Source organism: uncultured Ruthenibacterium sp. (assembly GCF_963558415.1).
In the GTDB taxonomy this organism is placed as follows: Bacteria; Bacillota; Clostridia; order Oscillospirales; family Ruminococcaceae; genus Ruthenibacterium.
This window is the reverse complement of sequence record NZ_CAUWGY010000003.1, coordinates 25,133-51,376: the sequence shown is the minus strand read 5'-3', so window position 1 is coordinate 51,376 and position 26,244 is coordinate 25,133. Positions and strand designations below refer to the sequence as shown.

Here is a 26,244-nt window from a genome sequence, read left to right as displayed (position 1 = left end):
GGAAAATCGAACAATATCAAGTTTAGTATACTTTCTTTGCGTTTAAAAGGCAAGCGGAGTGAATATTCGCGCCGGCAATGGTCAGACTAGTAGTATCAAATGCGCCGGGTGTGTCCGGGAGGAAAGATATGAGCAAGAATACAAAAAGCCAGCGCTTCTGGCAGGGCAAGGGCTTTTATCTGGCGCTCGCGCTTGTGGTGGCAGGGGCGGCGCTGACGAGTTTCCTTGCCATCAATGGAATGGTGGAGCAGCTCGGAACAAACAGCACGTCACAGAAAATCGACGGGGAGGAAGACATATGGTTGGCGGATCAAGGAGCAGAGGTAGAAAAAAAGCAGGAGAATATCCCGATCGAATCCTCCTCTTCGTCACAATTGCAGAGTGCGTCTTCCTCGTCGCAGGCGCCGTCCGCTTCTTCCGCAGCGCCAAGCGAGTCCACGACGTCGCAGGCTGTGCAAGAGCCTTCGTTTACGCAGCCTCTGGATGGCAAGCGCTTGCAGGGTTTCAGCGGTGATGAGCTGGTTTTCAACGAAACGATGCAGGACTGGCGGACCCACAACGGTCTGGATATCCGAGGCAGCATGAATGTAGGTGTACAAGCTCCGGCAAACGGAACGGTCGTTGCAGTTTATGAAGATCCCCAGTGGGGCGGTGTTTTGGAACTGGAATGTCAAGATGTGATGGTTCGGCTTTGTGGCTTTGAAAAAATAAGCTGCAAAGAAGGAGACACCGTTGAAAAGGGAAAAACTGTGGCGCTTTTGGGAGAAATTCCGGCAGAGAGCAGTGAAGAGTCTCATCTGCACGTAGAAATCACAAAAGATGGAAAACTGGTTGACCCCGAAAATTATTTTTAAAAAGAAAAGGCCCCCTTACATCAAGGGGGCCTTTTTCTGAAAAAACATTGCACAAATTTTCACATAAGTTCAAAAATGATGATGCGCGTTGTCCTTGAAAAAAAGGGTATGACATGCTATTATGATACAGTATCTAATTTTGACAGGAAGGACGATTTGGTATGGGAAAATTTCGTTTTATTCCCACGGAGATCGAAGGAGTTCTGATCATTGAACCCAGCGTGTTTGGCGACGCACGCGGTTATTTTATGGAAACTTATCAACAAGAAGAATTTGAGGCGGCAGGAATTGTGGGCCCCTTTGTACAAGATAATCAGTCTAAAAGCACAAAAGGCGTTCTGCGGGGATTGCATTTTCAAAAGGAGCATACTCAAGGCAAGTTGGTACGGGTGGTCTCAGGTGAGGTCTTTGACGTAGCAGTGGACTGCCGGCCCAATTCCAAAACTTTTGGAAAATGGGTAGGAGTGATCCTTTCTTCGGAAAATAAAAAGCAGTTTTATGTTCCCCAAGGATTTGCACACGGATTTTTAGTTCTTTCGGATGAAGCCGAGTTTACCTATAAGTGCACGGATTATTATGACCCGTCCAGCGAGGGCGGTGTGAAATGGGATGACCCGGACATCGGCATTCAATGGCCCCAGGTGGATGGCGAAATCAAATTGTCCGCCAAAGACGGCCAGCACAAAGGTTTTAAGGAACAGACCTTTGAGTATTTTGAAAGGTGGTAAACCGACTTGTCCATGTTGAAAGCGTACTGCAAGGACTTTTGGCGCTATCGCTTCCTTTTGCAAAATTTGATCGGGCGTGATTTCAAACTGAAGTATCGCCGAAGCATTTTGGGTGTATTGTGGAGTGTGTTGAATCCGCTTTTAATGAACATCGTTATGGTGGCGGTCTTCAGCAGCATTTTGGATATGCGCGGTGCCGGCATCGAAAATTTTTCGGTTTATTTGATTATTGGACAGCTTTTGTTTACCTTTTTTAACGAAGCTACCTCAAGCTGTATGTCCAGTATGCTGGGAGCGGCACCTCTGATTAAGAAGGTGTACATTCCCAAATACATTTTTCCCCTGGAAAAGGCAGGATTTGCGTTGGTAAACTGCCTGTTTAGCTTTATTGCGCTGGTCATCGTAATGGTTTTTACTGGTGCTCCGCTTCATCCCACGGCTATTTTGGCGGTGTATCCTTTGTTCACGCTTTTTGTATTTAGCTTGGGCATCGGTTTGATTCTGGCGGCGGCCACGGTGTTCTTTCGGGACATCATGCATTTATGGGGCGTTTTTACAACGGCTTTGATGTATTTTTCTGCGATTTTTTATGATCCTTTCACGATGGGAGGATCCGGTGGAGCCATTTTGCAACATTGCATTGGCTATAATCCTTTGTATTGGTACATTACGGCTTTTCGTGCGGCAGTGTTGGACGGCGAAATGCTCAGTTGGAATATGATTTGGGTATGTGGATTGTGCGCGGCGATCGCATTGATCGCGGGGCTGTTCGTGTTCCGCAAAGAGCAGGACAAGTTTGTCCTTCATATTTGAGGAGGCGTTTTTAATGAATATGATCGAAGTAAAAAACGTTTCCATGCGCTTCAATATGGCCAAGGAAAAACATGAGAGCCTGAAAGAGTACTTTCTGGCTGCTGTGCAGGGCAAGTTGCAGTTTGAAGAATTTTATGCTTTGCGGGATGTATCTTTTAATGTGGAAAAAGGGGATTTTTACGGACTGATCGGATTGAACGGTTCAGGAAAATCCACTCTTTTAAAAATTATTTCAGGTGTGTTCAAACCATCGTCCGGTTCTACTGTGGTGCACGGCACCATCGCGCCCTTGATCGAGCTTGGCGCCGGCTTTGATATGGACTTAACGGCACGGGAAAATATTTATTTAAACGGAACGGTACTGGGAATGACCCCCAAGTACATCGATTCTAAGTTCGATGAGATTGTGGAGTTCAGCGAACTGCAAGACTTTTTGGATGTGCCGCTGAAAAACTATTCGTCCGGTATGGTCAGCCGTATTGCTTTTGCGATTGCTACCGTAACTAAGCCTGATGTGCTGATCGCGGACGAAATTTTGTCTGTGGGAGACTTTTTGTTTCAGGAAAAGTGCGAAAAGCGTATGCGGGAACTGATGAGCGGTGGAACGACGGTTATTTTGGTTAGCCATTCCATTGAGCAAATCGAACGTATGTGCAATAAGGTAACTTGGCTGGAGAAGGGACGTGTACGTATGACGGGGGATATGCAAACGGTGTGCGACGCGTATAAAGCTCTGGATCAGGGAAATGACCAATGAGCGGGCGGGTAAAGGACCCGTCTGAACGGGACTCGGTCGGAAAGGCTCTTCGGCGAACAGCAAATCCGTCGCATTTTTCCAGTCTTGTGCGGCGTGGCGTTCAATGTTACCGTGAGCGTGGCGGTGAGGCTTTGGCCAGAGAAATCTCCTACCGGGTAGATTTGATGACCAAGGGCGAGAGCTGGCGCTTTCGTGCGGATATACCTTTGCGACGCGAACTTCGTGAACAACAGAAAATCATATTTCCGCACATGCCTTTGGTTAGTGTAGTGGTGCCTTTGTACAATACGCCGGAACGCTTTTTTAAAGAGATGGTAGAAAGCGTACGTGTGCAAAGTTATCAGAATTGGGAACTTGTATTGGTAGATGCTTCAAACGATCCCAAGTCCAAATTGGGAAAATTGGCTGCGAAGTATAAAGATGGCCGCATCAATTATTGCCGGCTTGCCAAAAACGAGGGCATTGCCGCGAACACCAATGTCGGTTTGGCGGAAGCCAGCGGAGAATTTATTGCGCTGTTGGACCATGATGATGTGCTCAGCTCCAATGCTTTGTATGAGGTCGTTCGTGTAATCAATGAGACCGGAGCGGATTTCATTTATTCGGATGAGATCGTATTGGATGCAAGTTTGAAAAAACTGAGCGAATATCATTTTAAACCGGATTTTTCTCCGGACACTCTACGTGGTTGTAACTATATTACTCATTTGGCGGTATTTAGCCGGGAACTGTTTCAGCGCGCAGGCGGTGGGGAACGGCCGGAGTTTGACGGAGCACAGGATTATGATTTGATCCTCCGGTTGACCGAAAAGGCAAATCGTGTGGAGCATATTCCTAAGGTTTTGTACTATTGGCGGGGACATGCAGCATCTACATCCAGTGATATGTCGGCAAAGCCTTATGCGGTGGCTGCTGGCGCAGGCGCCGTGCAGGCGCATCTGGACCGTCTTGGTTTGGATGGAAAGGTCGTTCCCATTGAGGGATGTCCGGGTGCTTACCGCACGCAGTACAAGGTGTGTGCACCCGCTCGGGTATCCGTGCTCATTCCGAATAAGGACCATGTGGATGATTTAAAACGTTGCTTAGCGGCGTTGTATAAAAATGCCGGGTGGAAGGATCTTGAGGTCATCGTCATTGAGAATAACTCTACCGATCCGGCCACTATGGAGTTTTATAAGGCGGCCGCACGTCTGCCAGGACTGCGCTTTTTAAAATACAGTGGGCCGTTTAATTTTTCGGCAATCAACAATGCAGGCGCACAATTTGCCACGGGGGATTACCTCCTCCTTCTAAACAATGATGTGGAGATAGAAACACCGGGTTTTGTGCAAGAAATGCTTAGTTATGCGCAGCGGCCGGATGTGGGCGCTGTGGGAGCAAAATTGTTTTATCCGGATGGAACGGTGCAACATGCAGGTGTGTTTATTGGTTTGGGCGGAAGCGCCGGCCATAATCACAAAGGCCATCCCAGAGATTCCGCAGGAGATATGTACCGTTTGGCCACTACGCAGAATTTCTGTGCAGTCACTGGTGCTTGCTTGATGGTAAAAAAGAGTTTGTATCAGGCAGTTGGCGGATTGGATGAGAAAAATTTTGCTGTGGCGTACAATGACGTGGATTTTTGCCTGAAATTACGGGCCAAGGGATATTTGAATGTGATGACGCCTTTTGCCACGGCTGTCCATCATGAATCTAAAAGCAGAGGCGATGACACCCAGTGCGGCGGCGAGCGCCAGGCTCGCTACGAGGCAGAAAAGGCGCGTTTTGTGGAGAAGTATGCGGCACTGATGGAGCGAGGAGATCCTTATTACAACCCCCATTTTACGCTCCTTTATGAAAATTACGGATATAAATGATCAAAACGGGCAGAACTTCTCTGCCCGTTTTGCCAAATGGAGGACCATTTTATGAATTTGCGTCTGAAACGGTTGCAGGAATTGGTTGCGCTTTTTTTTCGGTCGGTCCATGAAGAAGGATTCGGCTCTACACTGCGCCGCGCTACCGGTTTTTTTAAACGCCGGATGAAAAGTAAAAAGGGGCGTTTTCTTCCACCTCAGGAATTGTTAGAGGCTCAACGTGCTGTGAACTCAGCCGACTGGCCTTTGATTAGTATTCTGGTTCCTGTGTACAATACACCAATGCAATTTCTAAAACAGATGGTAGAAAGCGTTCAAAATCAGACCTGTAAAAATTGGGAACTATGTGTAGCAGATGCTTCGGACGAGGAGCATACTGCAGTAGGAGAGTATTTAAAAACACAGCCTCATGTGAAATATGTTCGCATTAAGAACAAAGGAATTTCGGCCAATACCAATGCTGCTGCGCAGTTGGCGCAAGGAGAGTATCTGGCGCTTTTGGATCACGACGACGTATTGGCGCCGCACGCTGTGTACTGGATGGCAAAGACGGCTTATGAGACGGATGCAGACTTTCTGTACAGTGATGAAGCTTTGTTTGACACAGATATTCAAAAGCCACTAACGGGTCACTTCAAACCGGATTTTGCACCGGATTATCTGAATTGTTGTAATTATATTTGTCATTTTTCCATGTTTCGGCGGCCATTGTTTCAAGAGGTAGGAGGGATGGATCCTGCGTGTGACGGAAGTCAGGACCATGACCTGTTTTTAAAGCTGTCCGAGAAAACCGTGCCGGTGCATATTCCGAAAGTGTTGTATTACTGGCGGGTTCACGCTGCGTCCACGTCTGCGGGAACACAGGCAAAACCTTATGTGGCGCAAGCGGCTAAGCGAGCAATTTCGGCACATCTCAAACGGACAGGTGCACGAGGCAGGGTTACGGATGGTCTGTTCCCCAGCACTTATAAAGTGGAGTATGATATTCCGGGCAGTCCGCTGGTTTCTATTCTCATTCCCAATAAAGACCATGTGGAAGATTTGGATAAGGTGCTTCACTCCATTTATGAAAAGACCGATTATACCCATTTTGAAGTAATAGTAATCGAAAACAATTCTACCGATGAGGCAACCTTCGAGTATTACAAAAAAATTCGCCGCCAGTACCGGGGCTGCCGTGTAGTTGGTTATACAGGGCCGTTCAATTTTTCCGCAATCAATAATTTTGGACGCAAGGTAGCCAAAGGAAGTTATCTGCTGCTTTTGAACAACGATGTGGAAGTGATTGATGGCTGCTGGTTGCGGGAAATGCTCAGTCTGGCGGTACAGCCGGGCGTGGGCATCGTCGGTGCGAAACTCTATTATCCCGATAACACGGTACAGCACGGTGGAGTGATTATAGGATTGGGCGGCTATGCTGGGCATAGTCACAAGTACGCCCGTCGAGAAAGTTCTGGCTATATGTTCCGTCTTTCTACCGTGCAGGATTTATCTGCAGTTACGGCAGCGTGCCTTTTGTGCAAAACATCCGTATACGATGAGGTAGGCGGATTGGATGAGGGTTTCACAGTAGCCTACAACGATGTGGACTTTTGCCTGCGTGTGAGGGATAAAGGATATCGAGTGTTGTATACACCTTACGCGCAGCTCTATCACTACGAATCAAAAAGCCGTGGGTTGGATACAAAGGGGCCGGCCAAGGAACGCTTTGAGAAGGAAAAAGCACGGATGGCGGAGCGCTATGGAGACAGCTTGACCAAAGATCCTTACTACAACCCAAACTTGACATTGGATCGAGAGGATTTTTCAGAGAGCGATGTATTGCCCGAGGAGACCCTATGAGTCTCGCTGAACAGAAACGTGCCATTCGCGCTCAAATGCGGATACAGGTAAACTCGCTTTCATCCACATACACTGCGCTTGCTTCAGAGAAAATTTGTCAGTTGCTGTGGGAAATGCCTGCTTATCAAAATGCAAAAACGGTGTTTTGTTTTGTAGGAACCAGCAGGGAAATCGATACGCGCCTTTTCCTGGAGCGGGTGCTCCTGGATCAAAAACGTCTTTGTGTGCCGCTATGCACAGGGAAGGGTGTGATGGAAGCACGGGCTATTGCGTCTTTGCAAACGCTTTGTCCCGGCGCAATGGGGATTCTCGAACCACCGAAAAATGCACTTTGCGTGCCACCACAGGAGATTGATGTTTGTGTGGTCCCCTGTTTGGCCGCCACGCGACAAGGTCAGCGCCTAGGCTATGGCGGGGGATATTATGACCGCTTTTTGCCGCATCTCCGTGCAAATGCAGCGTGTATATTGGTGTGTCGTGAGAAAATGCTCATGTCGAGTCTGCCTGTGGAGTCTCATGATATTTGCTTTGCCAATGTTGTAACAGAGAAAACAGAAAACGCTTCCCGAGTTTAGTCGGGAAGCGTTTTTATTGTATGTAAAAGACGGAAACTGCGACCGTGTACTTCCAAAATCCCATCTCGCTGCATGCGTGACAATTCACGGCAAAGCGCGGCTCGGTCACATCCAAGATAAGCGGCGAGTTGTGCTCGAGTGAAAGGAGTCTGCCGACTTCCATCCGAATTCATGGGTGCGTCGTTCATCAAATAGCGCAACAACTTTTCACGTAGCGTTCGTGCCATTAACAATTCTAGCCGACGATCCAAAGAAAAGTATTTCTCAGCCAACAGTGCAATCAGATTTTGTAAAAAAACCGTGTGCATCGGACTATTGCTATTTCCCAAGACCTTGGCGTAAGGAATCCAAAGAGCACGCACGTCGGTGGCGGCTACTACGGTCACCGGGCTTTTTTTGCTGTGGCTTCCGCAGATGACATCGCCAAACACACCGCCTGGTCCCATGTTTGCCATCATTAACTGGCTTCCATCCGGTTCGCTTTTGTATGCCTCGATCCGACCCTCTAAGACGATGCCGATGCTGCTGTTCTCATAGCCGGCTAAAACCAGTGCTTCACCGCAAGCATAAGTGCGCGTTCCGGCGCACAGCTCATCCAAAAGTTCGTATACCCGCTCCGTAGGCATTTGTACAAATAGAGCGCAGTGTTCAATGACTTCTTTTGGAATTTCCATGGTTTTCCTCCAAATGTTGCATTGGCAACTTTTTTTCGGGCTTTATTATACTATAATGGAACGGCAAACTGCAAGAAAGAGGAGTCTTAAAAACATGAAAAAAGTAATTTGTACCTTTTTGGCAGCGGTGATGAGTGTCGGTTTGTTGGTTGGATGCGGCACGTCCGACGCCACCAGTTCCAGCCAGACATCCATGCCTGCATCGGAGAGTGCTTCAACGAGTGTGGAAGCTTCGTCTACTGCTGCTGAGCGGACAACGTTTCGTATTGCCAGCTTGAAGGGACCCACAACCATGGGTCTTGTAGAATTGATGGACCTTGCTGACAAGGGAGAGGCACGGCACGATTATCAGGTTACCATGTATGGAGCGGCTGATGAAATTTCTCCGCAGTTGATCAAGGGCGATATCGATGTAGCATTGGTGCCTTGCAACCTGGCCAGTGTGCTGTATAATAAGACCGAAGGGGCCGTACAGGTAGCTGCAATCAATACATTGGGTGTACTGTATATTGTTACCAATGGAGAGGAAATTTCTTCTGTTGCGGATTTGGCCGGAAAAACCATTTATTCTACAGGAAAAGGAACCACACCGGAGTATGTGCTTAATTATGTGCTTGCAGAGAATGGCCTTACGGTGGGCACAGATGTGACTGTGGAGTATTTGAGCGAGGCGACCGAGGTTGCTGCTGCAATGGAGAGCGCCGGTGAAGGAGCCGTAGCTATGTTGCCGCAGCCTTATGTTACCACCTTGCAAATGCAGAATGAAAATGTAAAAGTTGCATTGGATATGACCGAGGAGTGGAATAAGGTTTCCCCGGACTCGGCGCTGGTCACTGGTGTAGCAGTGGTTCGCAAGGAGTTTGCAGAACAAAATCCTGAGGCTCTTGAAGAGTTCCTGGAAGACTATGCTGCCAGTGTGGATTTTGTGAATGGCAATGTAGAAGAGGCGGCTGAACTGGTTGCTGGGTATGAGATTGTGCCCAAAGCAGCAGTGGCGCAGAAGGCGTTGCCCGCATGCAATATCACATTTATCACCGGATCCGAGATGAAAGAAAAAGTTTCCGGTTATTTGCAGGTGTTGTACGACCAGGCTCCTGATTCGGTGGGAGGTACGATGCCCGATGATGCGTTCTATTATGGAGCATAAAAAGAAAATCATTATAAATACGCTGGCTGTCTGCTTTTGGCTTTTGCTGTGGCAGGCGGCCAGCGCCTGCATTGGGAGCGAGTTGCTTTTAGTTTCGCCAATAAAAGTGTTGATTACACTGGCTCATTTGATTTTGACAAGAGAGTTTTGGGCGACCGTTTTATTTAGCTCAGTTCGAATTTTATCGGGTTTTTTACTGGCGGTCGCAGCCGGTGTTGTGCTTGCGGCGTTGGCGGCTGCATCCGGTGTGGTGCGTGCATTGCTGCGCCCTCTGATGGTTACCGTAAAAAGCATTCCGGTGGCGAGCTTTATTATTTTAGCACTGTTGTGGCTTCGAAACGCAGGAAACTTAGCCGTTTTTATTAGCTTTCTCATGGTGCTGCCCATCATATATACCAATACACTTACGGGAATTCGCCAGACGGACTGTGCTCTTTTGGAACTTGCAAAATTGTATGAACTCCCTGCATGGCGCACGATTCGATACATTCGTTTGCCATCGGTATTTCCACCCTTTCGGGCAGCTTGTGCCGTAGGGCTGGGGTTGTGCTGGAAGAGCGGTGTAGCGGCGGAGGTCATTGGAATTACATCCGGAAGTATCGGTGAGAAGCTGTACGATGCGAAACTGCTTTTTTCCACGGCGGAACTCTTGGCATGGACAGTAGTGATTGTGCTGTTGAGTTTATGTTTTGAAAAATTGTTTTTATTTGTTCTGGACCGCGTGGGGCAGTATCTGCTCCATGTGTCGGCGCCCACATGCAAAACATCCGCCAAGCCATCGGAGATTCGTTTGGAAAATGTCAGCAAAGGATTCGGTGCCTCTCCGGTGCTGAGACAACTGACCTTTACCTTCCCGGCGGGCAAAATTGCATGTGTGATGGGACCGTCCGGCCTTGGAAAAACTACATTGCTCCGCGTGATAGCTGGATTGTTGGTTGCGGAAGAAGGAAGTGTAGATAGAGGAAATAATCATTTTTCCGCCGCTTTTCAAGAGGAAAGGCTCTTGGAGTATGCAGATGCAGTGGAGAATGTACATCTCGTTTGCAGTAAGTCCGAAAGTTTCATTTTACAGGCTTTGGCCCAATTGGGGCTTACGAAAGAAGAAAGTGGGCGGCCGGTATCTGAATTGTCCGGCGGACAAAGACGTCGCGTGGCGTTGGCACGGGCTATGCTGGCAGATGGAGTGGAGACGGTGCTGTTGGACGAACCTTTTAAGGGCTTGGATGAAGAGGCTCATCTTCGTGCAATACAGTTCGTAAAAGAGCGTCAGGCAGACAGGACAATTGTGGTTGTGACGCATGATGAGCAAGATGCGACACGGCTTGGTGCTTACATTTTGGAGCTGGAAAAGGCAGAGAAAAGGGTTTGACAATTTGTTGAAATCTTTTTGAAAAAGGAACAGTAGTTTTTGCCGAATCACGATTTGTTCCGGTTTTCCTTGACAAACTGTGCCGGAAAAGCATAAACTGAATAAGGCGAATGGAACCCATGACGATGGAAAAAGGAGAGTGAAACAGCGTGGAGGGCGATCCTCGAGGGCGATCATGCCAACAAAAAAATGAGCGTGCTTTCTGCGCTGTGCGCGGCTGATTTTGTGTTGCCTGCATATGCGTAGATTGGTACGCAGAAAGCAGGGATATCATGATTTCGATTTATTCAACGGATGCTGGCGTCCTGAATGAACTGGAACAGATCGAGCCGGGCGCTTGGATCGATTTGTGTGCACCTACGGAAGAGGAGATCCGATCTGTATGCGATCAACTTCAGGTAGATGTAGATCTTGTGCGGGCTGCGCTTGACGAAGAAGAACGCAGCCGTATCGACTTTGAAGACGAAAATATGCTGATTTTGGTGGATACTCCTACGGTAGAGGTACAACCCGGCAGAGGCTTTGTCTATACGACGCTGCCGTACGGAATTGTTCTGACACGGGACAACATCATCACAGTATGTTTGAAAGAAAGTGCTTTGTCCAGAGCGTTTAGCGATGGCTCAGCCAAGCGATTCTCCACCAAAAAGAAAAATCGTATGACATTGCAGCTTTTGTATCGCAATGCCACACTGTTTCTGTTTTACCTGCGCGAAGTGGACAAGGCATCCAATCGTGTGGAGAATGAATTGCATCTGTCCATGAAAAATAAAGAGCTTATTCAAATGCTGGGCCTTGAGAAAAGTCTGGTTTACTTTTCCACATCTCTTAAAGGCAATGAACTTGTTTTGGAAAAGTTGCTGCGTATGGATTTTGTAAAAGATTATCCGGACGACACAGAACTTTTGGAAGATGTCATCATCGAAAACAAGCAGGCAATTGAAATGTCAAATATTTACCGAGACATTTTGTCCGGAACCATGGATGCATTTGCGTCGGTCATTTCGAACAATTTGAATATTGTTATGAAAATGTTGGCCAGTGTAACAATTATTCTCACCGTTCCTAGCATTGTGTTCGCTTTGTGGGGTACCAACGTACCTGTACCGTTTGAAACATCGCCTTTTGGTTTTTGGATTGTCATTGGTATTGCGGTCGTATTTACTGCCGTGAGCGTTGTGCTTGCAATTCGAAAAAAATGGCTTTAAAAAAGAACCCCGCCTTTTGAAAAAGGCGGGGTTCTTTGTATATGAAAATACGGCGAACTATGCAATTTGTGGTTTATTATTGTCGCAATAGAATGATTTGTAAAACAACATTTTTGAATCCTTGTTGCCATTGCAAGGAAAAACTCCGGTATTTTAAAAATGCCGTGAACATCACAAACAGGAAAAATATGGATTTGTATTACAACTATCAGGAATCTTTTTACTGACTCTTGACAAAAAATTGGCAAATTTTCTAATAATAGCTAAAATTTGTATAAAATGTCCAAAAACGAGTTCGTTTTTTGGTGTCCACTTCAACGAATGATACAGAAAACTATTGCAAAAAGGCCGGAAAATGATTATTATAATAAGAAAGAAACTGCGTTTGACCGTGGTTTCAGTCAGTGTGTGCGAAACCTGTCTTTTGCTGGTTTGCCCCCAAAGGAGGAGCTTTCTTGAAAAAAAACAATCCAGTATCGGATCTGCCGATTTATTTGTTTAAACAAGGCAAAAATTTTGAATGTCAGCGCTTTTTTGGCGCGCATTTTGAAAAACGTGGCGAATATGAAGGTGTTGTGTTCCGAGTATGGGCACCTCGCGCCAAGGCGGTATCTGTGGTGGGGGATTTTAACAGTTGGATTCCAACGGCAACCCCAATGACTAATTTGGATCCGGACGGCGGAATATGGGAATGCTTTGTCCCTGGGTTGGAACAGTTTGATATTTATAAGTATTGCGTGACTACTCCTTCGGATGAATTGGTGTTTAAGGCTGATCCTTACGCGTTTCACACCGAGACTCGTCCGGCCAATTGCAGCAAGATTTACGATTTGTCTGGGTATGTCTGGGGAGATGCACGTTGGCAACGTTTTGTTTCTCAAACGGACCCACTGTCCAGTCCCATGAATATTTATGAAATGCATGCGGGCAGTTGGCGTACATATCCAGATGGAAATCAATTTGATTATAAGGCGCTGGCCGATGAATTGGTCCCTTATTTGATTGAAATGGGTTATACGCATGTAGAACTTTTGCCTGTTATGGAGCATCCGTTTGATGGGAGTTGGGGCTATCAAGTCACTGGTTACTTTGCCCCTACCAGTCGTTATGGCACACCCCATGATTTTAAATATTTTGTAGACAAATGTCATCGTTCCGGCATTGGTGTTATCTTGGACTGGGTCCCTGCACATTTTCCAAAAGATCAGTTTGGCTTGTATCAGTTTGATGGTACCAATTGTTACGAGGACCAGAATCCATTGCGCGCAGAGCACAAGGAATGGGGGACAATGGTCTTTGACTATGGACGCCCCGAAGTACAGAGCTTTCTCATTTCCAACGCCTTGTTCTGGTTGGAAGAATACCATGTGGACGGCCTGCGCGTAGATGCGGTGGCCAGTATGCTGTATTTGGATTACAACCGCCGGGATGGCGAGTGGAGTCCTAACGCCCAAGGCGGAAAGGAAAATCTGGAAGCGATAGACTTTCTGCGCAAGCTGAATACAGAAGTGTTTTCGCGGCATCCTCATGCATTGATGATTGCAGAAGAGAGCACGGCGTGGCCCATGGTGTCTCGTCCAGTGTCAGATGGAGGACTTGGCTTTAATTTTAAATGGAACATGGGCTGGATGAACGATATGATCAGCTACATGAGTACCGATCCTTTGTTCCGCGCCGGAAACCACAACAAAGTTACGTTTAGCTTCTTCTATGCGTTCAGTGAGAATTTTGTGCTTCCTTTAAGTCACGATGAAGTTGTGCATGGCAAGTGCAGTCTCATTAATAAAATGCCGGGAGATTACGAGCAAAAATTTGCGAATTTGCGTACGTTTTATGGTTATATGATGGCACATCCCGGGAAAAAGCTTTTGTTTATGGGACAGGAATTTGCGCAGTTCATCGAATGGAACGAGGCGCAACAATTGGATTGGATGCTTTTGGGATATGACCGTCATGCGCAAATGCAGAATTATGTGCGCAGTTTGAACCGCTTGTATAAAGAAACGCCGGCTTTGTGGGAAGATGATTTCTCTTGGGATGGATTTCAATGGATCGTTCCAGATGATTCGTCGCAAAGTGTCATTGTATTTTTGCGGCGAGATAAAAAAGGACGCGAGATCGTGGCGGTATGCAATTTTGCTCCGGTTCTTCGCTCGGACTATCGTTTTGGTGTGCCTCGTGGGGGTACCTATACAGAGTTGCTGAATTCGGATGCCGAAGAGTTTGGCGGGTCTGGTATTCACAACGAGCCCATAAAAGCGCAAAAGGGACAGATGCATGGATTTGAACAGTTTGTTTCTGTTAAAATACCGCCTATGTCTACGTTGATTTTCTCCACACCCGCTAAACGCGCTCCGCGGGGGACTGTGAAAAAAGAAAAGACGGTCAATGCGGAAAAGACGTCTGTGCGTAAATCCGCTGCAAAAAAGAAACCAGTTGAAAAATCGACTGGAAAAACTGGCAAACAGGCAAAATGATTTGCCTTTTGTTTCCGGTTGGGAATGCCCAGACCGGGAAAAGAAATAAATTAGGCGTTTTGTAAAGGCGGCCTATGCTTTATAAAGCGCTGCAAGGGGAGAAAAAGATGAAAGAATGTATTGCCATGCTGCTGGCTGGCGGTCAGGGGTCGCGTTTGTATGCCCTTACCAAGAAGCTGGCGAAACCCGCTGTCCCATTTGGAGGAAAATACCGTATCATCGATTTTCCGCTCTCGAACTGTGTCAATTCGGGCATTGATACAGTGGGTGTGTTGACACAGTATCAGCCGTTGCTTTTGAATGAATACATTGGGAATGGCCAGCCTTGGGATTTGGACCGTCAGTATGGCGGTGTGCATGTGCTGCCTCCTTATCAAACGGCTACAGGGTCAGATTGGTATAAGGGAACGGCAAATGCTATTTATCAGAATATTAACTTCATTGAGCGCTATGATCCAGAGTATGTAATACAGAAAAATGCTGGAGTTCCACAAGGAAAAACAAGCCGATTGCACCATTGCAGTCATGGAGGTTCCTTGGGAAGAGGCTCCTCGCTTTGGTATCATGACGGCTGATGAGAATCGCACGATCACTAAGTTTGAAGAAAAACCCAAACAGCCTCAGTCCAATTTGGCTTCTATGGGCATTTATATCTTCACTTGGGAGAAGCTGCGCAAATATTTGACCGAGGACGAAGCAGATCCGAATTCTTCCAATGATTTTGGAAAGAACATCATTCCCAATATGCTGAACGCAGGCGAGAAAATGGTTGCGTATCCGTTTGAAGGTTATTGGAAAGATGTGGGCACCATTGACAGTCTGTGGGAAGCCAACATGGATCTTTTGGATCCGAATGTACCTTTGGATGTATGGGAAGCAGATTGGAAGATTTATTCCCGCACATCGGGACGTCCTGGCCACTATATCAGCGGAGATGCTCATGTGGATAATTCCATGGTCACAGAAGGTTGCCTTGTGGAAGGAACTGTATGTAACAGCATTTTGTTCGCTGGTGTCAGTGTGGGGCGTGGTGCAGTAGTTGAGTCGTCTATCCTGATGCCAGGTGCTGTTGTGGAAGAAGGCGCAGAGGTCTACTATTCCATCATTGCGGAAAATGTAACCATTAAAAAAGGCGCTGTAGTCGGAGCACGGCCGGAGACAGTGGAGGATAAATCCAAATGGGGCGTGGCCGTGGTTGGCGAAGGGCGTACAATTGGTGCAGGCGCTAAGGTAGGACCAAAGGCAATGCTGGAAAAAGACGTACAGGATGGTGAGCAGTTATGGTAAACATGAATGCCCTGGGTATTATTTTCCCCAATACATATGATGAATTGGTGCCGGAGCTGGTGCATCGCCGCACCATGGCCAGCGTGCCTTTTGGAAGCCGTTACCGTATGGTGGATTTCTCCCTGTCTGCCATGGTGAATGCGGGTATTGTGAATGTGACGCTGCTTGCGAAAAAGAATTATTATTCTTTGATGGACCACTTGGGAAATGGACGTGAGTGGGATTTGTCCCGTAAGCGCGGTGGCTTGAATTTGGTACCGCCTTTTGCACAGGAAAATACAAAAATCTATCATGGCCGTGTAGAGGCTTTGGGCAGCATTTTGAATTTCTTGCGCAGCCAAAAAGAAAAATATGTAATTCTTTCGGACTGCAACATTGCACATGATCTGGACTTTTCAGATCTGATGGAAAAACACATTGCCAGCGGTGCCAATGTAACGATGGTCTACGAACGGGCGGAAATCCCTCTTCCCATTCAAACAGAGAACTATACGTTTACTGTTAATGACGAGGGGAGAATCACGGAGCTTCGTACAAACGATTATCGTCCCGGCGTTCAGAATTTGTCGATGAATGTTATCGTGATGGATCGCGAAGAACTTGTGGAGATGGTTCGCGATGCACAGGTGCATAATTTGGTATATCTGGAGAGAGATATTATTGCTCCCAGTTTAAAGATTTTGCACGTGAACGGATATGAGTATAAGGGATATCGTGCGCGTATTTACGATATGAAGAGTTATTTCGACGAGAACATGCGGCTTTTGGATCCTAAGAACATGGCGGCTTTGTTCCCGAAAGAGCGTCCGGTCTACACCAAAGTTCGCGATGAGGCCCCCGTACGCTACGCTATGGATTGTAAGGTGAACAATTGCATCGTGGCCGACGGTTGTGTGATTGAGGGCGAAGTAGAGAACTGCGTATTGTTCCGCGGTGTAAAAATTGCCAAGGGCGCCAAAGTGCATAACTGTGTGTTAATGCAGGGTACGACGGTGGACCAGAACGTGGAATTGGATTACATTGTCACAGATAAGAATGTCCATGTTACTATGGGACGTCGTCTGCTGGGAAATTCCAATTTCCCCGTTTACATTGAAAAAGGCACCGAAGTCTGATTTCAACATTCATAGGGCGGGCCGTCAGGTCCGCCCCTGTTTGTAAAAAAGGAGCGTGTAATATGAACGTATTGTTTTGCGCCAGTGAGGCCAATCCTTTTGCTGCGTCCGGCGGCTTAGGTGATGTGGCTGGCAGTTTGCCACGCGCCATTCGAAACCGAAAAGTGGCGTGCCGTGTGGTGATGCCGCTATACAGTGATATGAATCCTACTTATCGTGAAAAATTGAAGTTTTTAACCAATTTTACTGTTCCAGTGGGTTGGCGCAATCAGTATTGCGGTGTGTTTGAGCTGACTTATGATGGCGTAAAATATTACTTTTTGGATAATGAGTATTATTTTAAACGTACAGGATTATATGGCTTCTATGATGACGGCGAACGGTTTGCGTTTTTCTCGCGTGCGATTTTGGAAATGCTGTTCCATATTGATTTTGAACCGGATATCATTCATGCAAATGATTGGCAGACGGCTTTGGTGCCAGTTTACTTAAATCTGTACTATCGCCATCTGGAAAAATTCTCAAACATCAAGACTGTATTTACCATCCATAATATTCAGTATCAAGGTAAATATGGAATGGAAATTTTGGAAGATACTGTGGCAATTTCGAGACAGGATGCGCATCTTTTGGAATACGATGGGTGCGTCAATTTCATGAAAGGCGCCATCGAGTGTGCAGATAAAGTAACAACGGTTTCGCCCAGTTATGCGTCGGAGATTTTGGATCCTTGGTACAGTCATGGACTGGATGACCTTTTGCGGCAAAAACAGTACAAACTGTGCGGAATTTTAAATGGGATTGATGTAAAAAGCTACGATCCCGCTACAGATCCGAACTTGGTGGAAAATTACAGTGCAGCAAATTTTGCAGAGCATAAACCTGCATGTAAAAAGGATTTGCGGGCCAGTTTTGAACTGCATGATTGGCCGGTTCCGGTAGTAGCCATGGTCACGCGTTTGGTGGGCCATAAAGGTGTAGATCTGGTAAGACATGTGGCTCAGGAGATTATCAACAGTGGATTGCAACTTGTGGTATTGGGATCCGGCGAGGCAGAATATGAAAGCTTTTTCCGCGACCTTGCTGCGAGAAATCCAGGTGCCGTAGGTGTCAAGATTGGATTTATTCCGTCTTTGGCGAGGAAGATTTATGCGGGAGCGGACATGTTCTTGATGCCTTCCAAATCAGAGCCGTGTGGACTTTCACAGATGGTGGCTTTGCGCTACGGCACAATTCCTATTGTGCGTGAAACAGGCGGCTTAAGGGATTCCATTCATGATTCTGGCGATGGTCAGGGCAATGGATTTACATTCCATAATTATAATGCCCATGAGATGTTGAACGCTGTTTTGCGGGCAAAAGAGGGTTATGAAAAGACCGATGGCTGGAAGGTCCTTGTAAAACGCGCCATGGAATGTGATATGAGCTGGAGTGCCAGTGCTAAGCAATATGTGCAGATGTATGAGCAGGTTTGCCAGTTGTGGTAAGCAAAAAATCAAGGCCACCCACAAGATTTTCTTGTGGGTGGCCTTTTTTTGCCATCTGTCCTTCAGAAATATGGACTTTTCACCCTTGAAATAAAGGTGTTAACACAATTTGGAACAAAATAGTATCATTTGAACCGCGTTTTTTCTTGCCGAACTGCACAAAACCAAAATTTGGTCAAATGCAGTTTTGTTGAATAGCGAGAAAAAGAACGGAAAGTTATTATTTGTGTATTTTTCACAAGACAAATGGGAAATATTCTGGTATAATGCACAATGTAAGGACGGGAAAGACACCATAAGATTAGATGGTGAGACCTTACATTGTTCGCTGTTTCATGCTGATTGAAAGAGAGGTAAACCAAAATGGTCAAGCAGATCAAAATTTCCAATTTTAATGAAGTCAAAAATATCATGAATGCTGCATCCCGGTGCTGCAACGATATCGGTGTTCATGACTCGAAAGGAAGCATTGCCGATGCAAAGAGCATTCTGGGCCTCATGAGCTTGGATTATACTCATCCGGTGCTTCTGGTAAGTGAGGATGAAGAAGAGCTTGAGCGTGTATATAAAGCTTTGAATTGATTGGAAAATACGAAAAGAGCGGGATGTGTTACACATCCCGCTCTTTTTGTTTTATTCGCGGCGATATTCAATAATGTCAGAGACAGGACAATCCAAAATGAAGCAAAGCGTGTCCAAGGTTTTCAAGGTGATCGTTTTTCCGTGCTTCATGCGGTGCAATGTATTGGCAGAGATACCATGTTTGAAGATAAGCTGGTATTCTGTTATGTTTTTTCGATACAAAGTTTTATAGAAGGGTTCATAACTGATCACACGTCCCACCTCAATTTTATGCTACCATGCTCAAGACATTGACTATACTAAATATATTGAGTATAATGGTGGGCAAAGGAGTGTGAGAGTATGCGGCGTCCGATGACAATGATTGGAAGTATCGCTTTGGCAACCGGGCTTCTGTTTTCTGGTGCGCCGCAATCACAGTCTGTGTGCGTCAATCAGGGAATAGATGCGCTGCATAAAGAAATACAGATAGCGGCGGAAACCTGGATTCCCGAAAAACCATGGCGGTATGAAATACAGATTGGTGAGGATGAAGCGCGGGGAATAGCTCGTTGGGAAGAGCACACGTTTTATGCAATATGGGAAGAACGAAACGGGTGGGAACTTGTTTATGCCGCAAAATATACACAAAAATAAAAACGGCCGTAAGGCCGTTTTTTTATTTGGAAGAAAAAGACTGTGTATACGCAATGCCACACGGGCGAGGATGGTACAAACACAAAGAGGCCAAATCTTCTGCAGCACTGTGTGCATCGGCCACCAATTTCGTTTGTTCAGAGAGTGCGCGCAATTCGGCAAGAGAGGCTGAAAGGGGAAGCGAAGCGGTTTGTTTGGCCTTCTTTAAAACAGCAAATCCTGCCGTGGTTGCACCTAAAATATGGAGATAAGGCGGCGGGAAGGAAAGTGATTGAGCGGTCCAGCCCAATGCAGCATCTAATACTAGGCGACGCAGACGCGCATGTGCGTAGCGTTTGGTTTTCAAATTGTCGTAAAGTTGAGACAGATTCGAGCTGGTTTGAATGAAATGAAACAGCCGATGTTCCAGACCTTCCCGAATACCACGGGTTTGGCTAAGCTGTTCTGGAGAAAGCGCACGAAGTCTTGATAAAATAGCAAGGGATACAGCATCCGGATTCAGGACAAGTCCTTGCGATTCCGCCTCATGATAGAAAGGCATACAATCAGCAGGTACATAAGGGGAGAGTTCGCCTGCGCCACCTTTGCGGAACAAATTTCGAAGAGTGCTTGCGCTTGCAAAGCCCTCCCCGGGCGCTGAAGCGTTGTGTTCTACACCTTGACGCGGAACTGGGAAAATTTTCATAGAACTGTTTTGAGTTTGAATAGCTTTGCAGTACTCTATTCCCAAAATGTTGTTGGGTGTGGATAATATTGTTTTTGCCCCAGGTTGTACTGCCTCGGCTGCTTGAGCCCGAGCGCTGGCGAAACTGGCTCCATTTTTCAGAAAATGCGTGATTTCTGCTTGGAATTCACGACTGCAAAGTGTACGGGAAGTTTGTTGAAGGACAGAGGCGTCGGGCGTTTCCGCACCAAAGCAAAGTGTGTCCACACAGCCCAGTGCATTCAAAAGATGTACACCTGCGCTGGCAAAACCCTCTGCGCTGCAGGCGGCATAAGGGGCCGGGAGCGAAATCAGCAGATCTACCCCACCAGCCAATGCGGCACGTGCACGCACATCCGCTGGAAACAGAGAAAACCCACCCCGCTGTACCACAGAGGGGCTCATTACGCATACCACGGCTTCGGCACCGGCTTTTCGGGCTTGCATGATTTGCCACGCATGCCCTGCGTGGAATGGATCATATTCTGCTATAATCCCAACGATTTTCAACATAAAACCCCTTTCGCGCCTTGAAAATGAATTTTTACCATTATATAATAAAATAGTTAAGGAAGAAAAGTGTTTGTTCATCAAAGAACGAGCATTGGAAACATTTTAGGAGGAAAAAGGAAATATGAAAGTTCTTGTCATCAACTGCGGTTCCAGCTCTCTGAAATATCAGCTTATTGATATGAACGACGAAAGCGTACTGTGTAAAGGTCTGTGCGAGCGCATCGGCATCGAGGGCAGCAAGATCACTCACAAAGCCAACGGCGGCGAGTGGAGCCAGGAAGTTCCCTTCCCCACGCACACCGAAGCGTTCATGAAGGTCGTTGAGATGATGACCACAGGCGAGGGTGCCGTTGTGAAAGATAAGAGCGAGATCACTGCCATCGGTCACCGCGTAGTGCAGGGCGCTGAGTTCTTTACCAAATCTGAGATCGTCACCGACGCGATCATTGACAAAATTGAGGAGATCGCACCGCTGGCTCCCGTGCACAATATGGCTCACGTACAGGGCCTGCGCAGCGCCAAGGCTGTCTTTGGCGACAAAGTTCCCAACGTGGTTGTTTTCGACACCACTTTCCATCAGACCATGCCCTCCAAGGCATACATGTATGGCGTACCCTATGAGATGTATGAGAAATACTCCATCCGCCGTTACGGCGCTCATGGCACCAGCCATCGTTATGTAAGTATGGCGGCTGCGCAGTATCTGAACAGCAGCGATTTGAAAATGGTCACCTGCCATCTGGGCAACGGAAGCTCTATCTCCGCGGTAAAGGCGGGCAAGTGCATGGATACAAGCATGGGACTGACCCCGTTGGCCGGCGTTCTGATGGGCACTCGCTGCGGCGATGTGGACCCCAGCGTAGTTACTTATATGGAGCAAAAACTTGGCATGCACGGTCAGGAGATGGCCGACTATCTGAACAAGAAATGCGGTCTGCTGGGCGTTTCTGGCGTTTCCAGCGATATGCGTGACGTGACCAGTGCTGCCGACGCGGGCAATACCCGTGCCAAACTGGCCATTGATATGCTGGCCTATCAGATCAAAAAGTACATTGGTTCCTACGCGGCGGCCATGGGCGGCTTGGATTGCGTAGTGTTTACCGGTGGCATCGGCGAAAACGACTATCGTATGCGCGCCAGCGTCTGCGAGGACATGGGCTTTTTAGGAATTTCCGTGGATCCTGAGAAGAACCGTCAGCGCACTGGCGACATCATGGACATCAGCGGCAAGGGCAGCCGCGTGAAAGTGCTGGTCATCTGCACCAACGAAGAGCTGATGATCGCCCGTGACACCAAAGCTTTGGTGGAAGCGGCAAAATAAGATTTTGCAAAGGCGGCTGTTCTGAAGGAACGGCCGTCTTTTGTTGCAGTCTCGTCCTCAAAAAGCGCACAATCGGTTCCGCTTGGCGAAACGCTGCGTCTTTTTCACGGAAAAATCTTGTGTTTTTTTTAACAAAAAGGTATAATGAAACCAAATCGCATTTTTGATCGAACGAGTTCTGTTCACCACTTTATGCGAGAGGGATTTTTTAAAGGAAAGGTGATTCAATTATGGCTTTGACGAACAATCAGCATGTTCTGGACTGGGTCAAAGAAATGGAAGACCTGATGACTCCGGACAAGACCATTTGGATCGACGGCTCTGAAGGACAGCTGCGTGCTCTGCGCGAAGAGGCCTTCAAGACTGGCGAAATGACTGAACTGAACCAGGAGAAACTGCCTGGCTGCGTTCTGCACCACACTGCAAAGAACGACGTTGCTCGTGTTGAGGGTCGTACGTTCATTTGCACAAAGAACAAAGAGGATGCGGGCGTCATCAACAACTGGATGGACCCCGAAGAGATGAAAGCAAAACTGGTTCCCATGTACACTGGCTGCATGAAAGGCCGTACTATGTACGTTATTCCGTACTGCATGGGCCCCATCGGCAGCCCGTTCTCCAAAGTGGGTATTGAGGTCACCGACTCCATCTACGTTGTCCTGAACATGGACATCATGACCCGCATCGGCGTGAAAGCGCTGCGTCAACTGGGCGATTCCAACGACTTCGTGCGCGGCCAGCACGCGAAAGCCGACATCAACGAAGAGAACCGCTACATTGTGCAGTTCCCCGAAGAGAATGCAATCTGGTCCATCAACTCCGGTTACGGCGGCAACGTGCTGCTGGGCAAAAAATGCTTTGCTCTGCGCATTGCTTCCTACCAGGGCATGAAAGAGGGCTGGATGGCTGAGCACATGCTGATCCTGGGCATCGAGTGCCCCAACGGCGAGACCAAATACATCACCGCTGCGTTCCCCTCTGCCTGCGGCAAGACCAACCTGGCCATGCTGATTCCGCCTGAGGTTTATGCAAAGCAGGGCTACAAAGTATGGACTGTCGGCGACGACATCGCTTGGATGCACATCGGTGAGGATGGCCGTCTGTATGCGATCAACCCCGAGAATGGTTTCTTCGGCGTTGCTCCTGGCACCAACGAGAAATCCAACCCCAACGCTCTGCACACCACAATGAAAGGCACCATTTTCACCAACGTTGCTCACAACTTGGCTGACAACACTGTGTGGTGGGAAGGCCTGGATAAGAATCCTCCCGAGGATGCTCAGGAGTGGACTGGTATCCCCGTCAACGGCAAAGAGTATGTTGCTAATGGCGGCAAGCTGGCGCCCCCCAACTCTCGTTTCACCGCTCCTGCGGAGAACTGCCCCTGCCTGTCCAAAGAGTTCAATAACCCCATGGGCGTGCCTGTGACCGCAATGGTATTTGGTGGCCGCCGTGCTAAGACTGCTCCGCTGGTATATCAGTCCTTCAGCTGGGAGCATGGCGTATATGTAGGTTCTGCAATGGCTTCTGAGACCACTGCTGCCGCTACCGGTGCTGTGGGCGTTGTCCGTCGTGACCCGATGGCTATGCGTCCCTTCTGCGGTTACAACATGGGCGACTACTTCGGCCACTGGCTGGAGATGGGCAAGAAATTGGGCGACAAAGCGCCTAAGATCTTCCATGTTAACTGGTTCCGCACCGACGAGAACGGCCACTTCATTTGGCCGGGCTTTGGCGACAACATGCGTGTGCTGATGTGGATGCTGGATCGCTGCGAAGGCAAGGTTGACGCTGTAGAGACTCCGATCGGCTATGTGCCCAAGGCAGAAGATATCAACATCGAAGGTTTGTCTGACATCACGCTGGACACCCTGAAGGGCCTGCTGGAGATCGACAACGATCTGTGGCTGGAAGATGTCAAGGGCGTGGAAGAGCTGTACAACCAGATTGGCGAGCGCGTTCCTGCAGAGCTGCGTAAACAGCTTGAGGACCTGCGTGCACGTTTGTCCAAATAAGACAATCGCATAAAAATAGTAACAGGCAGCAGAGAATTCTGCTGCCTGTTTTTTTGCGAAAAAATGAGGGAAAACTGATATTGTCTCACCGCAGTTGATTTCTTGTAAAACAGCCGGTGATAAAGGAAGCTGCAAAAGGAGGAAAACGATGCAGCGCAGACAACTTCAGTATTTTGTAACAGTGGTAGATTGTGGAAGTATCCGCGCCGCCGCACAAAAATTATTTGTGGCTCAACCAAGCCTAAGTAGAACGATCAGTGCGATGGAACAGGAAATGGGCTGTTTGCTGCTCCATCGCACAGTCAAAGGAGTATATCCCACGCAGATAGGATGGCAGATATATCATTACGCTCGCTCCATTTTGGATAAGTTTCAAATGTTAGAACGGCTACGGGATACGCAAAATAACAATCTGGTTGGTCATTTGCGCGTGGCGATTGCGTTTTTATATGTGAAGGACGATCTTTTCATGCGAGCATATCATCATATGAATGCGCAGGATATTGAACTTTGCCTTTATGAAACCACCTTAGAACCCGCGCTTGAAAAAGTAGCGGCTTTAGAAGCCGAAATTGGACTGACGGTGGTCAATGATACTCAGTTGCCAATATTTCGGAAAATGGCCGCCAGCAAAAATCTCCACACCATTTCTCTGGATGAATCACAACCGATGTATATCCATGTGCGGAAAAATCATCCTTTGGCAAATCGTCCACTCTTACCATCTCACCAGTTGCTTCGGTATCCAAGGGTTTTGCTGCCAGATGATTTTTTCAGCCACCTCAATCGGACCGTGCTGGACGATTCAAGGCTCGAAGTGGAATCACCAAAACGTACCATTACGGTTAACAGTTATCGGACCATTCTTCAAATATTGCGCAGAACAAATGGATATATAGTGGGGAATCATTGGCAAAAAAAAGAATTATACAATTCTGAAATTTGCAGCATTCCTTTGGAAGATGTTTCGGTTCGAATGAACCTTCTGTTGCTGCATCGTGAAAGAGAGGAGATTTCTGAGCCGGTCAAATATTTTCTTAGAGATTTTTTGCAGGATTTGGATTTGCCTGATATATACCAAAATTGATATGGTTTTCGTGCCAAAAGAAGTATTTTTCACTTTTTTAAAGATATGATATGATACTCAAGAATCAACCTATACAAATTTGGTAGGCGAAAAGGAGATCATACGATGTTCAAAAAAACAACTTGGCTTTCTTTGGCTACGGCAGCGGTAGTGGTTGTTACTTCTGCGGGTACTTTTGCGGTGTATGATAAAACTACGGCGACCGCCAGCACTACGGCCGTTACACTGCGCAAGCCAGTCACCGTGGAGACAACGAATTTTGCGATGAACAGTGATGAGGGAACATTGACTGTGTATCCTTCTGCTTCTGGAGATGTGACATTCACCATTGAAGATGAAAGTGATTTGGCGAAACAGTTGGACTTGGAGATTGCAGTAAAAGGAGATTCTGGCCTCAGCACATCAGACTTTACCTTTGAGGTTACACAGAGTGGTGGTGGAAGTGTGAGTGGTTCCGGCACCAGTTTTACGGATACAGATATTCAAGCATCCAATACATATACCATCAAAGCTACCGTTAGCAGTGAGAATGTAGCGGATAAAGTGGCTGCGGATACTCCGATTCAGTTTGATGTGACGGCTACCTTGAGCTGATCGCGATAAAACGAGCGCTATTTCGGTGAAAAAGAATGTACCTGATCGAATGAAGAAGGCGATTTTCTGGGTTACAATCGGGTTATTGCTTTTGTGCGTAGGAGTCTATTTGCTCTTTCCTCAAGAAGTCGGAAGACGGCTGCCTTATCGCTTTTATGTGGTACTCTCTGAGAGCATGGAGCCTACGATTCCGGCCTTTTCTCTTGTGCTGGTACGTCAGATCCCTTCCGATGCATTTTTGACGCTGCAGCCGGAACAAATCATTACTTTTCAGGCAGAGCGATTTGGCGAGGAGATCATCGAGACCCATAGATTCAGCCATACAGAGTGGGACGCCGAGACGGGTCGCCTTATATACCGGACGCATCCGGACGCTATTTCAGAACTGGACAGGTACAAAACCCCGCGGGAAAATATTGTGGGTACGTATGTGGCGCACATTCCCTTTCTAGGAAAAGTAGTTTTGTTTTTTAAAAGTCCTTGGGCTCTGGTACTTTTAGGAGAAGAAGTGGTCATCTTTCTTTTAAATCGTTTGGTGCGAGCCCACTGGGACGTACGAAAAGCTGATTTGCCCAATAAAAACAGAAAGCCCTCGGATGCATAG

The 26,244-nt window shown here is 47.3% G+C and carries 23 protein-coding genes and 1 pseudogene; 21 read left to right on the top strand and 3 right to left on the bottom strand.

The features are described from left to right. The first annotated feature begins 128 nt into the window (after positions 1-128). From AB5H98_RS01110 to AB5H98_RS01080, 7 genes are all read left to right on the top strand, one after another. Positions 129-854 (top strand): peptidoglycan DD-metalloendopeptidase family protein, encoded by a 726-nt coding sequence (locus tag AB5H98_RS01110; protein WP_367924064.1) that lies wholly within the window; start codon positions 129-131, stop codon positions 852-854. Between the two features lie 161 nt (positions 855-1,015). Then, positions 1,016-1,582 (top strand): dTDP-4-dehydrorhamnose 3,5-epimerase, encoded by a 567-nt coding sequence (gene rfbC / locus AB5H98_RS01105; protein WP_367924063.1) that lies wholly within the window; start codon positions 1,016-1,018, stop codon positions 1,580-1,582. Positions 1,583-1,594: 12 nt separating this feature from the next. Beyond that, the gene (locus AB5H98_RS01100; protein ID WP_367924090.1) at positions 1,595-2,395 is read left to right on the top strand and encodes an ABC transporter permease; all 801 of its coding nucleotides are present in this window, start codon (positions 1,595-1,597) and stop codon (positions 2,393-2,395) included. A gap of 13 nt (positions 2,396-2,408) precedes the next feature. Then, positions 2,409-3,152, top strand: a complete 744-nt coding sequence (locus AB5H98_RS01095; RefSeq protein WP_367924062.1) for an ABC transporter ATP-binding protein — start codon at positions 2,409-2,411, stop codon at positions 3,150-3,152. Then, on the top strand, positions 3,149-5,008 hold the full coding sequence (locus AB5H98_RS01090; protein WP_367924061.1) for a glycosyltransferase family 2 protein: 1,860 nt from the start codon (positions 3,149-3,151) through the stop codon (positions 5,006-5,008). The genes AB5H98_RS01095 and AB5H98_RS01090 overlap by 4 nt, the downstream gene beginning before the upstream one ends. A 51-nt stretch (positions 5,009-5,059) precedes the next feature. Next, entirely contained in the window at positions 5,060-6,850 is a 1,791-nt protein-coding gene (locus AB5H98_RS01085) for a glycosyltransferase family 2 protein (RefSeq protein WP_367924060.1), read from the top strand. Continuing rightward, entirely contained in the window at positions 6,847-7,425 is a 579-nt protein-coding gene (locus AB5H98_RS01080) for a 5-formyltetrahydrofolate cyclo-ligase (protein WP_367924059.1), read from the top strand. The genes AB5H98_RS01085 and AB5H98_RS01080 overlap by 4 nt, the downstream gene beginning before the upstream one ends. On the opposite strand, the gene AB5H98_RS01075 is transcribed toward AB5H98_RS01080, so the two are convergent. Next, positions 7,422-8,099 carry a Crp/Fnr family transcriptional regulator gene (locus tag AB5H98_RS01075; protein WP_367924058.1) on the bottom strand — a complete coding sequence of 226 codons (678 nt, stop codon included), beginning with the start codon at positions 8,097-8,099 and terminating at the stop codon, positions 7,422-7,424. The genes AB5H98_RS01080 and AB5H98_RS01075 overlap by 4 nt on opposite strands. Before the next feature lie 94 nt (positions 8,100-8,193). Between AB5H98_RS01075 and AB5H98_RS01070 the strand changes: the two genes are divergently transcribed. The 8 genes and pseudogenes from AB5H98_RS01070 (at position 8,194) to AB5H98_RS01035 (ending at position 18,771) form a co-directional block, all read left to right on the top strand. Continuing rightward, positions 8,194-9,246, top strand: a complete 1,053-nt coding sequence (locus AB5H98_RS01070; protein WP_367924057.1) for an ABC transporter substrate-binding protein — start codon at positions 8,194-8,196, stop codon at positions 9,244-9,246. After that, positions 9,221-10,615: an ATP-binding cassette domain-containing protein gene (locus AB5H98_RS01065; protein ID WP_367924056.1), complete on the top strand. Its 1,395-nt coding sequence runs from the start codon at positions 9,221-9,223 to the stop codon at positions 10,613-10,615. The genes AB5H98_RS01070 and AB5H98_RS01065 overlap by 26 nt, the downstream gene beginning before the upstream one ends. Before the next feature lie 272 nt (positions 10,616-10,887). Then, a complete protein-coding gene (locus tag AB5H98_RS01060) occupies positions 10,888-11,823 on the top strand; it encodes a magnesium transporter CorA family protein (RefSeq protein WP_367924055.1) in 936 nt (311 codons plus the stop codon). 455 nt (positions 11,824-12,278) lie between these two features. Beyond that, positions 12,279-14,300, top strand: a complete 2,022-nt coding sequence (glgB, locus tag AB5H98_RS01055) for a 1,4-alpha-glucan branching protein GlgB (RefSeq protein ID WP_367924054.1) — start codon at positions 12,279-12,281, stop codon at positions 14,298-14,300. Positions 14,301-14,407: 107 nt separating this feature from the next. Continuing rightward, a pseudogene (locus AB5H98_RS01050) lies at positions 14,408-15,587 on the top strand (glucose-1-phosphate adenylyltransferase). After that, on the top strand, positions 15,581-16,702 hold the full coding sequence (glgD, locus tag AB5H98_RS01045; RefSeq protein ID WP_367924053.1) for a glucose-1-phosphate adenylyltransferase subunit GlgD: 1,122 nt from the start codon (positions 15,581-15,583) through the stop codon (positions 16,700-16,702). The pseudogene AB5H98_RS01050 and the gene glgD overlap by 7 nt, the downstream one beginning before the upstream one ends. Positions 16,703-16,764: 62 nt before the next feature. After that, a complete protein-coding gene (glgA, locus tag AB5H98_RS01040; protein WP_367924052.1) occupies positions 16,765-18,189 on the top strand; it encodes a glycogen synthase GlgA in 1,425 nt (474 codons plus the stop codon). A 363-nt stretch (positions 18,190-18,552) separates the two neighbouring features. Next, positions 18,553-18,771 carry a hypothetical protein gene (locus AB5H98_RS01035; RefSeq protein WP_367924051.1) on the top strand — a complete coding sequence of 73 codons (219 nt, stop codon included), beginning with the start codon at positions 18,553-18,555 and terminating at the stop codon, positions 18,769-18,771. Between the two features lie 51 nt (positions 18,772-18,822). On the opposite strand, the gene AB5H98_RS01030 is transcribed toward AB5H98_RS01035, so the two are convergent. Next, entirely contained in the window at positions 18,823-19,023 is a 201-nt protein-coding gene (locus AB5H98_RS01030) for a helix-turn-helix domain-containing protein (RefSeq protein WP_367924050.1), read from the bottom strand. A gap of 90 nt (positions 19,024-19,113) precedes the next feature. On the opposite strand from AB5H98_RS01030, the gene AB5H98_RS01025 reads away from it, so the two are divergent. After that, positions 19,114-19,407, top strand: coding sequence for a hypothetical protein (locus AB5H98_RS01025; RefSeq protein WP_367924049.1), 294 nt, complete (start codon positions 19,114-19,116; stop codon positions 19,405-19,407). Between the two features lie 22 nt (positions 19,408-19,429). Here AB5H98_RS01025 and AB5H98_RS01020 read toward each other — a convergent pair whose 3' ends face one another. Next, complete coding sequence (locus AB5H98_RS01020) at positions 19,430-20,623, bottom strand: nucleotidyltransferase family protein (protein WP_367924048.1); 1,194 nt, start codon at positions 20,621-20,623, stop codon at positions 19,430-19,432. A gap of 121 nt (positions 20,624-20,744) precedes the next feature. Here AB5H98_RS01020 and AB5H98_RS01015 point away from each other — a divergent pair, with 121 nt between their 5' ends. The 5 genes from AB5H98_RS01015 (at position 20,745) to AB5H98_RS00995 (ending at position 26,244) form a co-directional block, all read left to right on the top strand. Continuing rightward, positions 20,745-21,944: an acetate/propionate family kinase gene (locus AB5H98_RS01015; RefSeq protein ID WP_367924047.1), complete on the top strand. Its 1,200-nt coding sequence runs from the start codon at positions 20,745-20,747 to the stop codon at positions 21,942-21,944. Between the two features lie 230 nt (positions 21,945-22,174). Then, the gene (locus AB5H98_RS01010) at positions 22,175-23,959 is read left to right on the top strand and encodes a phosphoenolpyruvate carboxykinase (GTP) (RefSeq protein ID WP_367924046.1); all 1,785 of its coding nucleotides are present in this window, start codon (positions 22,175-22,177) and stop codon (positions 23,957-23,959) included. Between the two features lie 148 nt (positions 23,960-24,107). Then, positions 24,108-25,046, top strand: a complete 939-nt coding sequence (locus AB5H98_RS01005; protein WP_367924045.1) for a LysR family transcriptional regulator — start codon at positions 24,108-24,110, stop codon at positions 25,044-25,046. Positions 25,047-25,151: 105 nt separating this feature from the next. Further along, positions 25,152-25,640: a hypothetical protein gene (locus AB5H98_RS01000; protein ID WP_367924044.1), complete on the top strand. Its 489-nt coding sequence runs from the start codon at positions 25,152-25,154 to the stop codon at positions 25,638-25,640. Positions 25,641-25,665: 25 nt separating this feature from the next. Continuing rightward, the gene (locus AB5H98_RS00995) at positions 25,666-26,244 is read left to right on the top strand and encodes a hypothetical protein (RefSeq protein WP_367924043.1); all 579 of its coding nucleotides are present in this window, start codon (positions 25,666-25,668) and stop codon (positions 26,242-26,244) included.

Excerpts from the sequence above, each read along its gene's own strand:
- AB5H98_RS01110 (WP_367924064.1), top strand. The coding sequence starts at position 129 with ATGAGCAAGAATACAAAAAGCCAGCGCTTCTGGCAGGGCAAGGGCTTT.
- AB5H98_RS01065 (WP_367924056.1), top strand. The coding sequence starts at position 9,221 with ATGATGCGTTCTATTATGGAGCATAAAAAGAAAATCATTATAAATACG.
- AB5H98_RS01060 (WP_367924055.1), top strand. The coding sequence starts at position 10,888 with ATGATTTCGATTTATTCAACGGATGCTGGCGTCCTGAATGAACTGGAA.
- AB5H98_RS01010 (WP_367924046.1), top strand. The coding sequence starts at position 22,175 with ATGGCTTTGACGAACAATCAGCATGTTCTGGACTGGGTCAAAGAAATG.
- AB5H98_RS01080 (WP_367924059.1), top strand. The coding sequence starts at position 6,847 with ATGAGTCTCGCTGAACAGAAACGTGCCATTCGCGCTCAAATGCGGATA.
- AB5H98_RS01000 (WP_367924044.1), top strand. The coding sequence starts at position 25,152 with ATGTTCAAAAAAACAACTTGGCTTTCTTTGGCTACGGCAGCGGTAGTG.
- AB5H98_RS01090 (WP_367924061.1), top strand. The coding sequence starts at position 3,149 with ATGAGCGGGCGGGTAAAGGACCCGTCTGAACGGGACTCGGTCGGAAAG.
- AB5H98_RS01095 (WP_367924062.1), top strand. The coding sequence starts at position 2,409 with ATGAATATGATCGAAGTAAAAAACGTTTCCATGCGCTTCAATATGGCC.
- glgA (WP_367924052.1), top strand. The coding sequence starts at position 16,765 with ATGAACGTATTGTTTTGCGCCAGTGAGGCCAATCCTTTTGCTGCGTCC.
- AB5H98_RS01020 (WP_367924048.1), bottom strand. The coding sequence starts at position 20,623 with ATGTTGAAAATCGTTGGGATTATAGCAGAATATGATCCATTCCACGCA.
- AB5H98_RS01015 (WP_367924047.1), top strand. The coding sequence starts at position 20,745 with ATGAAAGTTCTTGTCATCAACTGCGGTTCCAGCTCTCTGAAATATCAG.
- AB5H98_RS01005 (WP_367924045.1), top strand. The coding sequence starts at position 24,108 with ATGCAGCGCAGACAACTTCAGTATTTTGTAACAGTGGTAGATTGTGGA.
- AB5H98_RS01025 (WP_367924049.1), top strand. The coding sequence starts at position 19,114 with ATGCGGCGTCCGATGACAATGATTGGAAGTATCGCTTTGGCAACCGGG.
- AB5H98_RS01100 (WP_367924090.1), top strand. The coding sequence starts at position 1,595 with ATGTTGAAAGCGTACTGCAAGGACTTTTGGCGCTATCGCTTCCTTTTG.
- glgD (WP_367924053.1), top strand. The coding sequence starts at position 15,581 with ATGGTAAACATGAATGCCCTGGGTATTATTTTCCCCAATACATATGAT.
- AB5H98_RS01070 (WP_367924057.1), top strand. The coding sequence starts at position 8,194 with ATGAAAAAAGTAATTTGTACCTTTTTGGCAGCGGTGATGAGTGTCGGT.
- rfbC (WP_367924063.1), top strand. The coding sequence starts at position 1,016 with ATGGGAAAATTTCGTTTTATTCCCACGGAGATCGAAGGAGTTCTGATC.
- AB5H98_RS01085 (WP_367924060.1), top strand. The coding sequence starts at position 5,060 with ATGAATTTGCGTCTGAAACGGTTGCAGGAATTGGTTGCGCTTTTTTTT.
- AB5H98_RS01035 (WP_367924051.1), top strand. The coding sequence starts at position 18,553 with ATGGTCAAGCAGATCAAAATTTCCAATTTTAATGAAGTCAAAAATATC.
- AB5H98_RS01075 (WP_367924058.1), bottom strand. The coding sequence starts at position 8,099 with ATGGAAATTCCAAAAGAAGTCATTGAACACTGCGCTCTATTTGTACAA.